Below are 14,092 nucleotides of genomic sequence, written 5' to 3'. Positions count from 1 at the left end.
GCTGGGCGCCCCGGGTCCGCGAGGGGCTCGCCCCGGGGGCGGGCTTCGCCGGCACGGCCGGGAGGGACTGGCCGGGGAGCTCGGTGCGCTCGTACGTGTCGGGCGGCGCGGGCGGCTCCAGCGGCTCCGGCCTGGGGGGCCTCGGCGGGCGTACGGGACGCTCGGCCCGTACGGGCCTGGTCGGCCGCTCCAGCCGCCCGGTCCGCCTGAGGCGCTCCGGCCGCTCCGGCAACGCCGACCGGCCCGGCGCCGGGCTGAGGGAGCTCCCGGGCCCGTCGCGACCAGGATCGGCGGGCCGGGCCTCGTTCCGGCTCCCGGGCTGCTCGGCGACCTCCGCGTATCCGGCCCTGTCCGTGCCGGCAAGGCGCTCCGGGGACCCGTCGCCGTCAGGAGCGGAACCGGCCCCCTCAGGGAGCTCGGCCCGGCCCGGGGAATGGACGTCCACCTGGATGCGGGGAGGGTTCCGGCGAGCGGCGGGCTTCGTGTCGGTGTGACTCTCCGCCGGTTCGCCGCCATCCGGACAGCCGGGCTCCTCCGGGCCTGCGAGGCGGTCCGGGGAGGCGTCCTCCGAGTGCCGGCCGCCGGCCGGCTCCGTACCGTCCGGGCCCTCGGCCCGTCCGTACCCGGCACCGGTGCCTTTCCGGTCTCCGGTGCGAGGCGCGCGGCCGGTGGCTTCCGTGGTGCCGGGGTCCTCCGCGCGGTCGTCACCGGCCCCGGACCGGGGCGCGTTCCGTCCTGTGGGGCGTGTCGCGCGGCCGGTGCCTGCGCGGTCTTCCGGGCGCTCGGCCCGGTCTGCGCCTTCGGCCCGTTCGGGGCGGGGCGGACGCGGGGTGCGGCCGCCGAAGAAGAGGTCCGCGCCTTCGCAGCGGTCCGTGCGTTCGGAGCGGGGCGGACGCTCGGTGCTGGGCGGACGCTCGGTGCGGGCCGGGCGCGGGGCGCGGGCGGCGGGGGGCTCCGGGAGCGCGCCGTCCGGTGCCGGCCTCGTCCGCCGGGCGGGGGCCGCCGGGGCGGACGCGCCCATGGATCCCGGCGGCTGGGCCGCCCCGGTCCGCCGGTCGGGGCGATCCGGGAGATCCGGGCGGTCAGGCCGGTCCCGGGGATCCCTCCGCTCCGGCGGAGCGGAATCCTCTGGTTGCCGCGGCACTTCGGACGGCCTGCGCGGATCCGCCTTCCGCCACTTCTGCGGTTTCTCCAGCAGCTCCGGCAGGAGTCCCGCACTGTGCAGATCCGGTGGTTTGGGGATCCTCGGCAGGGGCACGCGCGCCGTACGGCCGGGGACCGGCCCGTCGGAGAGGCGTTCCGCACCCGAGGGCGGGGGCGGCGGCGTGAATTCCGAACGCCCCGGAACACCCCGGGCGCGCGGCGCGCCGTATCCCTTCGGCAAGGAGGGAAGACCGCTCGGGGGAACGGCGACCGGATCCGGGGGCCGCGGTGGATCGGGCGGCTCCGCTCTGGGCGCCCGCACCGCCCTCTGCGTGCGTTTCGGCCGTTCACCACGGGCTTCCGCCCGCACCACCGCCGAGGCGGAGGTGAATCGCTCGTCGAGGCTGCTGTCGTCCCCGGCGGCGGATCCGATGTCCGGTGCATTCTTGTCGTACAACTCGCCCCACCAGGCGTCCTCTTGGCCGGTGCGCGGGTCCCCCTGCTGGCTCATGCCCTTATTGTCCATACTCTGGGGCATACGGGAAGAGTGCACGGCGGACCTCACCCGGGGATGATGACCGAGTCGAAAAGCGGTCGCGGGGAGGGATGTCGTGTGCTTGGCGCCATTGGACTGGACATTGAACGGGAAGTGCCTTCCGCAGTCCGGGAGATGAGCCGCTGCGGGGGGACGGAAAAGGAGCGGCGGCAGTCCGCCGGACACGGTGGTGTGGAACTGGTGACGGGAGCACGCGCCGTTGACGAACGGCTCGTGCGCCTGCGCCGCGGGGCGACCGTGGAAATATGCACGCTGCTCGCGGGAAGTCCATCCGCTTCGTCTGACACAGGCTCCGGCATACCCCGTCGCACGGTCGTCGAACGTACGGGGCTCACCGCCCTGCCGGATGCCGGGGATCCCACCCTGATACGTGTTGCGGACCGCATTCCTGCCGAACTGGTGATTGCCGACCGCGCAATTGCGCTACTCCCCTTCACGCCCCGTACCGCCGGTACGGCCGGGCTCCGCGAGGTGCCCGAGCCGGCGGCGCTGGTGGTCCACCGGGGCCCGCTGCTCTCGACGCTGGTGAACCTGTTCGAGGACATCTGGAACGAGGCCCTCCCGGTCCGGGTCTGTGCGGACGCCGCCCGGCGGCGGGCGGTGGAGGCCCTTCCCGCCGGCCTTCCCGCCGGACCCGACGCGCTGGACCTGGAGGTGCTCTCCCTGCTCATGGACGGGCTGACGGACGCGAGCGTCGCCAAGCAGCTCGGGCTGGGGCTGCGGACGGTGCAGCGCCGGGTGAAGCGGCTGATGGAGCTGGCCGGGGTGACGACCCGGCTGCAGCTGGGGTGGCACGCGGCGGCGTACGGCTGGACGACCGCCCGCCGGCCGCAGGGCTGAGACGACACGCACCGGCCGGGACGGCCGTGAAAAGCCGTAAAGAGCCGAGGTCGGCCGGGGACGGGCCGGGGCACGTGTCGGCCACGGTGGCCGCATTCGTCCGGGAGCGCCGCCGCCCGCCTTCCGGCAACCTTGGTGCATGGGGACGTGGCAGCTGCTCCTCGTCGGCCTCGTGATGCTGCTCGGCCTGCTCGGCGTCGTCACCCCGGGGGTGCCGGGACCGCCGATCGTCTGGGCCGGCGTGCTGTGGTGGTCGATGACCGACCGGTCCGCCCTGGCCTGGGCGGTGCTCGCGGGGGCGACCGGGGTGCTGCTGCTGGAGCAGGCCGTCAGCTGGCTGCTGCCGCCCCGCCGGCTCAGGGGCGCGGGCATCACGCGCCGCGCCTTCCTGGTGGCGGGGGTCGCCGGGATCGCCGGCTTCTTCGTGCTCCCGGTGCTGGGCGCGGTGCCCGGCTTCGTCGGCGGGCTGTACGGGGTGGAGCGGCAGCGGCTGGGCGGGCACGGCGCGGCGTGGGCGTCCACGCGGAACGTGATGCGGGCGCTGGGCACGAGCGTCCTGGTGGAGCTGTTCGCGTGCCTGCTGGTGGTGGGCGGGTGGATCGGCGCGGTCGTGTGGGGCTGACGAGCCCGGGCCGGGCCGGGGTCCGGGCGCCGCTCAGGCCGTCGTCGGCGCTCCCGCGGCCTCCAGCGCCAGCAGCACGCGCTTGCGGTCCAGGCCGCCCGCGTAGCCGGTGAGCGAGCCGTCCGCGCCGATCACCCGGTGGCAGGGGCGCAGCACGAGCAGCGGGTTGGCGCCGACGGCCCCGCCGACCGCGCGGACGGCTGCGCGGGAGGCGCCGATCCGGGCGGCGAGCTCACCGTAGGTGGTGGTGGCGCCGTAGGGGACGGCGTCGAGGGCGTCCCAGACGCGGCGGCGGAACTCCGTGCCCTCCACGGCGAATTCGAGGTCGAAGCCCCGGGCTTCGCCGGCGAAGTAGGCGGTGAGCTGCCGCTCGGCCTCGGCGAACGCGGCGTGGTCGCGGATCCCGTCCGGTGCGGGGGCGTTCTTCTGGCCCGGCACGGACAGGGAGGTGAGGGCGGTGCCGCCGGGGGCGGTGGCGGACGGCCGGCCGGTGACGAGGAGCGGGCCGAGGGGGCTGGCGATCTCGGTGTGGAGCGTGGTCATGGTTCAGGAGTCCTTGCTGTTCGGGGTGGCGGAAGCGGGCCCGGGGGCCGGGCCGGCGGCCGCCTGCCAGAGGTGGTGGAGGGCGTACGAGCGCCAGGGGCGCCAGGCTTCGGCGGCGGCGGGGTCCGCGCCGAGGGCGGCGAGGCCGTGGCGGGCGCCGGCGTCGCCGGGCAGGAAGACGTCGGGGTCGCCGAGGGCCCGCATGCGGATGTAGCCGGCGGTCCACGGGCCGATCCCGGGGAGCTCCAGGAGGGCCTGCGTCGCGTGGTCGCGGTCGGCGCCGGGGTCGAGGCGGACGGCGCCGTCGGCGATCGCCGTGGCGGTGGTGCGCAGGGCGTGCTTGCGGGTGTCCGGCATGCCGAGGCCGTCGAGGGAGGCGTCGGCGAGGGTGCCGGGGTCGGGGAAGAGATGGGTGAGGCCGCCGTCGGGTGCGGGCAGCGGCTTGCCGTACGCGGCGACGAGGTCCGTGCCGAGGCGCACCGCGGCCGCGACGCTCACCTGCTGGCCGAGGACGGCCCGCACGGCCAGTTCGTCGCCGTCGGCGGCGCCGGGCGAGCGCAGCCCGGGCCGGGCCGCGACGAGCGGGCGCAGCAGCGGGTCGGCGCCGAGGCGCTCGGCCACGGCGTACGGGTCGGCGTCGAGGTCGAAGAGGCGGCGGACGCGCTGGACGGCGGTGGCCAGGTCGCGGGGGTCGGTGAGGTGGAGCCGGCAGTCGAGCCAGGCGCCGTGCCGGCCGCCCGCGGGGCGGGGCTCGCGGACCTCGGCGACGCCGGTGCCGTAGGGCAGCCGCAGGGTGCGGCGGTAGAGCCGGGCGCCGGGGTCGCCGAGGACCTCTTCGACGCCGGGGACGGCGCGCTTCTGCAGGTAGCCGAAGATCTCTGCGGCGGCGTACGGGCCGCGGTGGGCCAGGCGCAGGGGGATGCCGGCGCCGGTCCGCCGGGGGCCCTTGCGGACGCGCAGGCTGCTGGGGGTGGCCGCGTAGATCTCGCGGATCGTGTCGTTGAACTGGCGGACGCTCGCAAAGCCCGCGGCGAAGGCGATGCCGGTGACGGGCATGTCCGTGGTCTGCAGGAGGACGCGGGCGGTGTGGGCGCGCTGGGCGCGGGCGAGGGCGATGGGGCCGGCGCCGAGCTCCTGGGTGAGCTGGCGGTGCACCTGGCGGGAGCTGTAGCCGAGGCGGCGGGCGAGGCCCGCGACGCCCTCGCGGTCGACGACGCCGTCGCCGATGAGCCGCACGGCGCGGCCGACGAGGTCGGCGCGGACGTTCCACTCGGCGGAGCCCGGGGCGGCGTCGGGGCGGCAGCGGCGGCAGGCGCGGAAGCCGGCGCCCTGGGCGGCGGCGGCCGAGGGGTAGAAGCGGACGTTCTGCCGCTTGGGGGTCACGGCGGGGCAGCTGGGACGGCAGTAGATGCCGGTGGTCTTCACGGCGAGGAAGAACTCGCCGTCGAAGCGGGCGTCTCTGCTGTGTACCGCCTGGTAGCGGGACTCGTCGTCCATGGCTCCAGTCTGCGGTATCGCCGCGCGGGCGACTGGCGGAAATCGGACGGCGGCGTCGCGACCGCGGGGCGCGTCATGGACTCCCCGGGCCGGGGTGAGGGCCGGCGGTGCCGAACCCCGCGCGGCGCACGGTACGGCCCCGCGGGCCGGGGTGGTTCCGGCACCGCCGACGACCGCCGCCGGACGTCCCGCCGTCGCGGCGGAGAAGATCCCGCCGCAACGGCGACCAGCCACGACGGCGCGGACCGGCGGTGCCGAGCCCGCCCCGGCCCGTACGGAGGGACTACCGCCCGCCCCGCTTCCGCGCAGCGGCCTCGCGGCCCTCCGCCGTCTTCCGTTTCCAGTCGCGGCGGATCTCCGACCGGAGGCGGGCGTCCGTGCGGGCGGCGATCCACTCGTTCTCGCGCAGGAGCTTGCGGTAGCTGTCGAGGCGGCGCTGGGCGAGCGCGCCGTCGGCGACGGCCGCCAGCACCGCGCAGCCCGGTTCCCCGGCGTGCCCGCAGTCGTGGAAGCGGCAGCTCGCCGCGTGCTCCTCGACCTCGGCGAACGCCTGCGCGACACCGCCTCCGGCGTCCCACAGGCCGACGCCGCGCAGGCCCGGGGTGTCGATCAGGACGCCGCCGAAGGGCAGCCGGAGCATGGTGCGCGTGGTGGTGGTGTGGCGGCCCTTGCCGTCGCGGTCGCGGGCGGCGTTGACGTCCTGGACGTCCTCGCCGGCCAGGACGTTGGCCAGCGTGGACTTGCCGGCGCCGGACTGGCCGAGGAGCACGGAGGTGCCGCCGGCCAGGGAGGCGGCGAGGACGTCGAGGCCCTCGCCGGTCTCCGCGCTGACGGCGAGCACCTGGGCGCCCGGCGCCGCGGCGGCCGTGTCGGCGACGAGGTGGCCCAGGGTGACGGGGTCGGGCACGAGGTCGGCCTTGGTGAGGACGACCAGCGGCTCGGCACCGCTCTCCCAGGCGAGGGCGAGGAACCGCTCGACGCGGCCCAGGTCCAGCTCGACGGCGAGGGAGACCGCGACGACGGCGTGGTCGACGTTGGCGGCGAGGACCTGGCCCTCGGAGCGCTTCGACGACGTGGACCGCACGAAGGCGGTGCGGCGGGGCAGCAGGGCGAGGACGTAGCCGCGGACGGTGTCGACGGCGGCCCAGTCGCCGGTGCACATGACGGACAGCGGGTCACCGGTGGTGACGAGCGCGGCGTCGGCCTGCACGGTGCGGACGCCGGAGCCGTCCGGCGCGGGGACGACGACGTCGCAGCGGCCGCGGTCGACGCGGACGATCCGGCCGGGGACGACGCCCTCGGCGGCGTGCGGGGCGTAGCTGTCAGCGAACCCTTCGTCCCAGCCGTAGGGAGCGAGAGAGTGGGAGAGCGAACTCAAGACGGTGTTCCTTCAAGGAGGAGAGGGAGGTGATCGAGGTGATCGGCGTCCGGGTGCGGGCCGTGGCAGTCATCGGTCCTCGCCTCCTCTCCGTACGTCCTTGCGGACACGCGTCCTTCGCGGTGGGGTGATCCTAGGCGCAGCGGAAAGGGGCGCGCGAAGGGTTTTTCGCGCGCCCCTGCTCCGGCTCTCCGGTTCGGTCAGTCCCGCCGCTTGGCGTGCTTCGGCTGGTGGGTCTCCTTCTGGATCCGGGAGCGGACGTCGTCCGGGGGCAGGAACTGCGCCCACCGCTCGGGGAACTCCGAGGGCGGCTCGCGGTCCTGGCCGATCACGCCCTCGTCCGGGCCGTCCTCGTCGAGGTCGTCGGCGAGGCTCGCCTCCATCGCGCGGGCCGCGCGCTCGGCCGCCTCCTGCGCCGCGGCCGCGGCCCGCAGCCGGTCGACGTCGGCGCGCGCGGCGGCGGTGGCGACCGAGGGCCACACGCGGTCCAGCGCGGCGTTGACGGCCGCGCCGACGAGCACCGCGAAGGCCGAGACGCCGATCCACAGGAGGACGGCGACGGGCGCGGCGAGGGACCCGTAGATGGTCAGGCCCTCCACCGTGTGGGTGAGGTAGATCCGCAGCAGGAAGCTGCCGAGCACCCACATCGTCAGGGCGACGAGCGCCCCGGGGATGTCCTCCTGCCAGGGCGAACGGACCGGCACGGAGACGTGGTAGAGCGTGGTGAGGAAGACGATGGACAGCAGGATGACGACGGGCCAGTAGAGGAACCGCACCACGTCGCCGCTCCAGGGCACGACGTCCTCGACGGCTTCGGGCCCGGCGACCATCAGCGGCAGGGCCACCGCGCCGATCAGGAGGGCGACGACGTAGAGGAGGAAGGCGAGCAGGCGGGTCCGGACGATGCCGCGCTTGCCCTCCAGCCCGTACATGATCGTGATGGTGTCGACGAAGACGTTGACGGCGCGCGAGCCGGACCACAGGGCGATGGCGAAGCCGACGGAGATCACGTCGGGGCGACCCTTGGTGACGTCCCGCAGCAGGGGCCGGGCGATCTCGTTGACGCCCTTGTCGCTGAGGACCGTCGCGGACGCCTTGAGGATGTTCTCCTGGATGGAGCCGATGGTGTTGGTGCCGGTCCACGCGTCCAGGTAGCCGAGCAGGCCGAGGAGGCCGAGCAGCAACGGCGGCAGGGAGAGCAGCGTGAAGAACGCGGCCTCCGCGGCGAGCCCGGTCACGCGGTATTCGATGCAGGAGTTGACGGTGTCCTTCAGAAGGAGCCACGCCATCCTGCGTTTCGAGACATTTCGGTACAGGACGCGAGCCCTGTGCAGCCGGCCGGCCCGACGCCCCGGTGATTCATTTGCTGCCTGCACGGTCTAACCGTATCCGCCCTGGCCACCCGGGATCGCACAGCGGCCGAACAGGCGGGCGACGGGGGCGGGAAAAGCGTCCGGTGGAGGGTGATGCTGCGCCGACTCGGCACCACCCTCCGGCCGCTCACCCTCACCATCCGCCCGCGGCGCGGCCCCGCGCAACGGTTGCATGGAGTTGCAATCCCGTGGATGCCCCGCGGGCGGGCCCGCGGAACGGCACCATGGCAACGTGAACCGCGGAACCACCGACGAAGCCCTGCTGCCGGCCGTCCGGGAGGCCTGCCTGGGGGACGCGCGTCCCCCGGTCCCGCCGCGCCCGCTGATCGGGCAGTCCTGGCACCGCGTCCGGCTGCGGGGGGTCGACCCGGAGACGGGCGGTTCCTCCCCGCGGCTGGCCACCGACGAGGTCGAGGAGCGGCGGCAGCGCTCGCCGCTCGGGGGCCTGCTCACCCACCTGCGCGAGGGCCTGGGCTCGGTCGTGGACGTCGAGCGGCACCTGATGGCCGTCACGGACGCCGAGGGCCTGGTGCTGTGGCGGCAGGGGAACCGGGGCGTGCTGCGCGGCGCCGACCGGCTGGGCTTCGACGTGGGCGCGTCGTGGGCCGAGGAGCTGGTGGGCACGAACGGCATCGGCACGTCCCTGGTGGAGCGGCGCCCGGTGCAGGTGCGGTCGGCCGAGCACTTCGTCCGCACGCACCACGCGTGGTCCTGCGCGGCCGCCCCGCTGCACGACCCGCGCGACGGGCGGCTGCTCGGCGTGCTGAACGTGAGCGGTCCGGCGCCCGCCTTCAACCCGGCCACGCTGCCGCTGGTCACGGCGGTCGCCAAGGTCGGCGAGGGGGAGCTGCGGGTCCGGCACTGGGAGTCGGTCGAGCGGCTGCGGGCGGTCGCGGCGCCGATGCTGGCCCGGGTGGGCGGCCGGGCGCTGGTCGTGGACCGCGACGGGTGGGCGGCGGCGGTGACGGGCATGGGGCCGGTCGGCCGGGTCGCGCTGCCCAAGTCCGTCCAGGCGGGGCGGGCGTGGCTGCCGTCGCTGGGGCTGTGCTCGCTCGCGCCCCTGCCGGACGGCTGGCTGGTGCGGGTGGAGGAGGCGCCCCGGGCCGAGCTCGTGCCCAGCCGCGTCGTGCTGGACGTGAGCGGGCCGCGCCGCTGGACGGTCACGGTCGCCGGCGCCGCGGGCGAGTGGTCCCAGGAGCTCAGCCCCCGCCACGCCGAGCTGCTGTACGTGCTGGCCCGGCATCCCGGGGGGCGGTCCGCGGCGGAGCTCGCGGCGGACCTGTTCGGGGACGCGTCCCGGACGGTGACGGTACGGGCCGAAATGTCGCGGATGCGACGCACGCTGGCGGGCGTGCTGAGCCACCGCCCGTACCGCTTCGCGGAAAACGTCGACGTCCGCCTGCTGGTACCGCCCCGCCCGGCGGACCTCCTCCCCGCGTCAACGGCCCCGGTCGTCCTGGCGGACCGGGCCCGCCGCTGACGAGCGGGCGGGGGCGGGGCGATCCGCCCGAGTCATCCCGGCCCCGGCCCCGGCCCCGGCCACACCCTCCGCCGCGACGGCGACCGGCCCGCTGCGACGCTTCCGGCGGTGCCGGACCGCTGAAACCGTGCAGCACCGCCGGACACCACCACGGTGGCTGGGCGCCGCTGCGGCGGAACGACAACCACCGGCGGCCCGCCCGAGCCAGCCGGCCCCAGCCCCGGCCACACCCTCCGCCGCGACGGCGACCAGCCCGCTGCGACGCTTCCGGCGGTGCCGGACCACCCGAGGCCGCACGGCACCGCCGGACACCACCACGGTGGCTGGGCGCCGCTGCGGCGGAACGAAAGCCACCGGCGGCCGAGCCGCCCCGCACCCTGGGGCGGCCCCGCGCCCCCCGCGCCCCGGCCGTGGTTGGCTGGAGGCATGAGCAACCGTACGACCACCGTGACCACCTGGTCGCTGGAGCAGACCTCGCCCGGCGACCTCGTAGCCGTCCAAGAGCCGGACAGCGCGTCCGGCATCCGGATCGTCCGCGCCGAGGCGCCCTCGCCCGAGTTCAGCCGCTTCCTCTACACGGCCGTCGGCGGCGACATCACGTGGCTCGACCGGCTGCCGTGGCCCTACGAGACCTGGCGCGCGCACCTGACGCGGCCCGGGGTCGAGACCTGGGTGGCGTACGAGCACGGGACGCCGGCCGGCTACATCGAGCTGGAGGCCCAGGGCGAAGGCACGGTCGAGATCGTCTACTTCGGCCTGATACCGGCGTTCCGGGGCCGCCGCATCGGCGGGCACCTGCTCTCGTACGGCACCGCCCGCGCGTGGGACCTGGCGGACCGCTGGCCGGACCTGGCGCCGACGAAGCGGGTCTGGGTGCACACCTGCAGCCTGGACGGCGAGCACGCGGTCGCCAACTACGAGCGCCGCGGCTTCCGCGTGTTCAAAACAGAGTCCGAGGAGCAGCCGGAAGCGGCGACCCCGGGCCCCTGGCCGGGCGCCCACGCCTGACCGGAGACCGACCCCACCGACGAACCCGTCCCGCCATCCGGGACGGGTTCGTCCGCATTACGGACAACGGTGGACTGGCCGGATCCCGCCGTGCCACGCTGCCGTCATGTCCGGAGCTGGAATCGTCTTGGTGAGTCGGCGTCACGTCGACCTCGTCCGCGTGTCCAGCGCCATCTGTCCGGCGGGCTGACGTCTCAGCACCACTTCGCACCAGCACTGCCGCTCCCTGACATTCGCCCGCTCTGCCGCCGTCCCCGATGCCGCGGACGAGCGTCTCCCTTGCGCACCCTCGCAGTTCCGCCGCAGCCCGCCGCCCCGCACCCGCCGGGCCGGGCTCCGCGGGCTACCCGCAGGCCACCGAAGGACACACCGCCATGGCTGCCACCTCTGACACATCGCCGGCCGCCGCCCCGACCCGCCGCAAGGCCGGCCGCCACCGCGGCGAGGGCCAGTGGGCCGTGGGCCACTTCACCCCGCTGAACGGCAACGAGCAGTTCAAGAAGGACGACGACGGTCTCAATGTGCGGACACGCATCGAGACGATCTACTCGAAGGCAGGCTTCGCCTCCATCGACCCCGCGGACCTCCGCGGCCGGATGCGCTGGTGGGGCCTGTACACCCAGCGCAAGCCGGGGATCGACGGCGGCAGGACCGCGGTCCTGGAGCCGGAGGAGCTGGACGACGAGTACTTCATGATGCGGATCCGCATCGACGGCGGCCGTCTCTCCGTGGCCCAGCTGCGCGCGATCGGCGAGGTCTCGCAGACGTACGCCCGCGGCACGGCCGACATCACGGACCGGCAGAACATCCAGCTGCACTGGGTCCGCATCGAGGACGTGCCCGCCATCTGGGAGAAGCTGGAGGCCGTCGGGCTGTCGACGACGGAGGCGTGCGGCGACTGCCCGCGCGTCGTCATCGGCTCGCCGGTGGCGGGGATCGCGGCGGACGAGATCGTCGACGGCACGCCGGCGATCCGGGAGATCGAGCGCCGCTACATCGGCAGCAAGGAGTTCTCCAACCTGCCGCGGAAGTTCAAGTCCGCGGTCTCCGGCTCGCCGGCGCAGGACGTCGTCCACGAGATCAACGACATCGCCTTCGTGGGCGTCGTGCACCCCGAGCACGGCCCCGGCTTCGACGTCTGGGTGGGCGGCGGGCTGTCGACGAGCCCCCGGCTCGGCGAACGGCTGGGCGCCTGGGTGCCGCTGGAGGACGTCCCGGACGTGTGGGCCGGGGTGGTCGGCATCTTCCGCGACTACGGCTACCGCCGCCTGCGCACCCGCGCCCGGCTGAAGTTCCTGATGGCCGACTGGGGCCCGGAGCGGTTCCGCGACGTCCTGGAGAACGAGTACCTGAAGCGGAAGCTCACCGACGGGCCGGCGCCGGCCGAGCCGAGCAACCGCTGGCGCGACCACATGGGCGTGCACGAGCAGAAGGACGGCCGCTTCTACGTGGGCTTCGCCCCGCGCGTCGGCCGGGTGGACGGCAGCACCCTCACCAAGCTCGCCGAACTCGCGGCGGCGCACGGCTCGGACCGGCTCAACACCACCGTCGAACAGAAGATGATCATCCTGGACGTGGCGCGCGAGCAGGTGGACCCGCTCGTCGCCGGACTGGAGGCGCTCGGCTTCCAGGTCGCGCCCTCCCCCTTCCGGCGCGGCACGCTGGCCTGCACGGGCATCGAGTACTGCAAGCTCGCGATCGTGGAGACGAAGGCCCGCGGCGCCTCGCTGATCGACGAACTGGAGCGCCGGCTGCCGGACTTCGCGGAGCCGGTCACCATCAACATCAACGGCTGCCCCAACGCCTGCGCCCGGATCCAGACCGCCGACATCGGCCTCAAGGGCCAGCTCGTGCTGGACGCGGACGGCCGCCAGGTCGAGGGCTTCCAGGTGCACCTGGGCGGGGCTCTGGGGCTGCGGGCCGGCTTCGGCCGCAAGGTCCGCGGCCTGAAGGTCACCTCCGACGAACTCCCCGACTACATCGAGCGGGTGCTCACCCGCTTCGGCGAACAGCGCGAGGACGGCGAGCGGTTCGCGGCCTGGGCCGCGCGCGCCACGGAGGCGGACCTGTCATGAGCGGACGCGCCGCCCCCTTCTACTGCCCCTACTGCGGCGACGAGGACCTGCGCCCCTCCGAGGAGGGGCACGGGGCCTGGGAATGCACCTCCTGCAGCCGCGCGTTCCGCCTGTCGTTCCTCGGGCTGCTGGCCCCGCGCGGCCGGGGCCCCGCGCCCGTACCCGGCGAAGGGGACATCACGTCATGACCGTCACCGATCTGCAGGCGCTCGCCGAACGGGCGGGCCGCGAGCTGGAGGACGCCCCGGCGCCCGAGATACTGCGCTGGGCGGCCGAGACCTTCGGGAAACGGTTCTGCGTCACCTCCTCCATGGAGGACGCGGTCGTCGCCCACCTCGCCTCCCGCGCCCTGCCCGGCGTGGACGTCGTCTTCCTCGACACCGGCTACCACTTCCCCGAGACGATCGGCACCCGCGACGCGGTCGCGGCCGTGATGGACGTCAACGTCATCACGCTCACGCCCCGCGCGACCGTCGCCGAGCAGGACGCCGCGCACGGGCCCCGGCTGCACGACCGCGACCCCGACCTGTGCTGCGCGCTGCGCAAGGTCGAGCCGCTGGAGCGCGGGCTCGCCGCGTACGACGCCTGGGCGACGGGGCTGCGCCGCGACGAGTCGCCGACCCGCGCGGGCACGCCCGTCGTCGGCTGGGACGCGCGGCGGGGGAAGGTGAAGGTGTCCCCCATCGCCCGCTGGACCCAGGAGGACGTCGAGACGTACGTGTCCGAACACGGCGTGCTCACCAACCCGTTGCTCATGGACGGCTACGCCTCCGTCGGCTGTGCTCCGTGCACGCGCAGGATCGCGTCGGGAGAAGACGCGCGCGCGGGCCGGTGGTCGGGGCTCGCCAAGACCGAGTGCGGGCTGCACGGATGACACAGGAGCGGGAGCAGAGGATGAGCGGAGCCACGATCTGGCTCACCGGCCTGCCGAGCGCGGGCAAGACGACCATCGCCCGGGCGCTGGCCGCGCGGCTGAGCGGCGAGGGACACCGGGTGGAGGTGCTCGACGGCGACGAGGTCAGGGAGTTCCTCTCGGCCGGCCTGGGCTTCTCGCGCGAGGACAGGGACACCAACGTGCGGCGCATCGGCTTCGTCGCGCAGTTGCTCGCCGCGCACGGCGTGAAGGTGCTCGTCCCGGTGATCGCCCCCTACACGGACTCCCGCGAGGCGGTGCGCAAGCACCACCAGCAGCGGGGCACGGGCTATCTGGAGGTGCACGTGGCCACCCCGCTGGAGGTGTGCTCGGCCCGGGACGTGAAGGGCCTGTATGCGCGGCAGGCGGCGGGTGAGCTGTCCGGGCTGACGGGTGTGGACGATCCGTACGAGGTGCCGGCCGATCCGGACCTGCGGATCGAGGCGCACGCGCAGAGCGTCGCGGAGTCGGCCGGGGCGCTGCACGCGCTGCTGGTGGGAAGGGGGCTGGCATGAGCGTTCCGGACAGTCCGTACGTGTTGTCGCATCTGGATGTGCTGGAGTCGGAGGGGGTGCATGTCTTCCGGGAGGTGGCGGGGGAGTTCGAGCGGCCGGTGCTGCTGTTCTCCGGGGGCAAGGACTCCATCGTCATGCTGCATCTGGCG

13 protein-coding genes and 2 pseudogenes are annotated in these 14,092 nt (G+C 75.0%); 11 read left to right on the top strand and 4 right to left on the bottom strand.

Features of this window, described 5'->3' with window-relative positions; translation table 11 throughout:
- The 3 genes and pseudogenes from B7P34_RS38995 to B7P34_RS31965 all read left to right on the top strand — a co-directional run.
- Positions 1–494: pseudogene (locus tag B7P34_RS38995) on the top strand (hypothetical protein); the annotation flags it as partial.
- 1,385 nt (positions 495–1,879) lie between these two features.
- Entirely contained in the window at positions 1,880–2,539 is a 660-nt protein-coding gene (locus B7P34_RS36960) for a helix-turn-helix transcriptional regulator (RefSeq protein WP_146166990.1), read from the top strand.
- Positions 2,540–2,678: 139 nt separating this feature from the next.
- Positions 2,679–3,161, top strand: a complete 483-nt coding sequence (locus B7P34_RS31965) for a DUF456 domain-containing protein (RefSeq protein ID WP_106681684.1) — start codon at positions 2,679–2,681, stop codon at positions 3,159–3,161.
- Positions 3,162–3,194: 33 nt separating this feature from the next.
- On the opposite strand, the gene B7P34_RS31960 is transcribed toward B7P34_RS31965, so the two are convergent.
- The 4 genes from B7P34_RS31960 to B7P34_RS31945 form a co-directional block, all read right to left on the bottom strand.
- Complete coding sequence (locus B7P34_RS31960) at positions 3,195–3,704, bottom strand: methylated-DNA--[protein]-cysteine S-methyltransferase (protein ID WP_106681683.1); 510 nt, start codon at positions 3,702–3,704, stop codon at positions 3,195–3,197.
- A 3-nt stretch (positions 3,705–3,707) separates the two neighbouring features.
- Positions 3,708–5,201 (bottom strand): DNA-3-methyladenine glycosylase 2 family protein, encoded by a 1,494-nt coding sequence (locus tag B7P34_RS31955; RefSeq protein ID WP_106681682.1) that lies wholly within the window; start codon positions 5,199–5,201, stop codon positions 3,708–3,710.
- 283 nt (positions 5,202–5,484) lie between these two features.
- Positions 5,485–6,579: a ribosome small subunit-dependent GTPase A gene (rsgA, locus tag B7P34_RS31950; protein ID WP_106681681.1), complete on the bottom strand. Its 1,095-nt coding sequence runs from the start codon at positions 6,577–6,579 to the stop codon at positions 5,485–5,487.
- Between the two features lie 200 nt (positions 6,580–6,779).
- A complete protein-coding gene (locus B7P34_RS31945; protein ID WP_223268431.1) occupies positions 6,780–7,868 on the bottom strand; it encodes a YihY/virulence factor BrkB family protein in 1,089 nt (362 codons plus the stop codon).
- Between the two features lie 316 nt (positions 7,869–8,184).
- On the opposite strand from B7P34_RS31945, the gene B7P34_RS31940 reads away from it, so the two are divergent.
- The 8 genes and pseudogenes from B7P34_RS31940 to B7P34_RS31910 all read left to right on the top strand — a co-directional run.
- Positions 8,185–9,432, top strand: a complete 1,248-nt coding sequence (locus B7P34_RS31940) for a helix-turn-helix domain-containing protein (protein WP_223268430.1) — start codon at positions 8,185–8,187, stop codon at positions 9,430–9,432.
- Positions 9,433–9,858: 426 nt separating this feature from the next.
- Positions 9,859–10,440 (top strand): GNAT family N-acetyltransferase, encoded by a 582-nt coding sequence (locus B7P34_RS31935; RefSeq protein WP_106681678.1) that lies wholly within the window; start codon positions 9,859–9,861, stop codon positions 10,438–10,440.
- Between the two features lie 106 nt (positions 10,441–10,546).
- The gene (locus tag B7P34_RS39845; protein ID WP_353620284.1) at positions 10,547–10,630 is read left to right on the top strand and encodes a putative leader peptide; all 84 of its coding nucleotides are present in this window, start codon (positions 10,547–10,549) and stop codon (positions 10,628–10,630) included.
- A gap of 184 nt (positions 10,631–10,814) precedes the next feature.
- Entirely contained in the window at positions 10,815–12,515 is a 1,701-nt protein-coding gene (locus B7P34_RS31930; RefSeq protein WP_106681677.1) for a nitrite/sulfite reductase, read from the top strand.
- A complete protein-coding gene (locus B7P34_RS31925; protein WP_106681676.1) occupies positions 12,512–12,703 on the top strand; it encodes a hypothetical protein in 192 nt (63 codons plus the stop codon). The genes B7P34_RS31930 and B7P34_RS31925 overlap by 4 nt, the downstream gene beginning before the upstream one ends.
- Entirely contained in the window at positions 12,700–13,389 is a 690-nt protein-coding gene (locus B7P34_RS31920) for a phosphoadenylyl-sulfate reductase (protein WP_106681675.1), read from the top strand. Before B7P34_RS31925 ends, B7P34_RS31920 begins: the two co-directional genes overlap by 4 nt.
- Positions 13,386–13,943: an adenylyl-sulfate kinase gene (cysC, locus tag B7P34_RS31915; RefSeq protein WP_106681674.1), complete on the top strand. Its 558-nt coding sequence runs from the start codon at positions 13,386–13,388 to the stop codon at positions 13,941–13,943. The genes B7P34_RS31920 and cysC overlap by 4 nt, the downstream gene beginning before the upstream one ends.
- Positions 13,940–14,092: pseudogene (locus B7P34_RS31910) on the top strand (sulfate adenylyltransferase subunit CysD); the annotation flags it as partial. The gene cysC and the pseudogene B7P34_RS31910, both read left to right, overlap by 4 nt.

Source organism: Streptosporangium nondiastaticum, from assembly GCF_003011965.1.
GTDB lineage: Bacteria > Actinomycetota > Actinomycetes > Streptomycetales > Streptomycetaceae > Streptomyces > Streptomyces nondiastaticus.
Note: the sequence above shows the minus strand (reverse complement) of the source record. Positions and strands in the feature narration are given on the sequence as shown.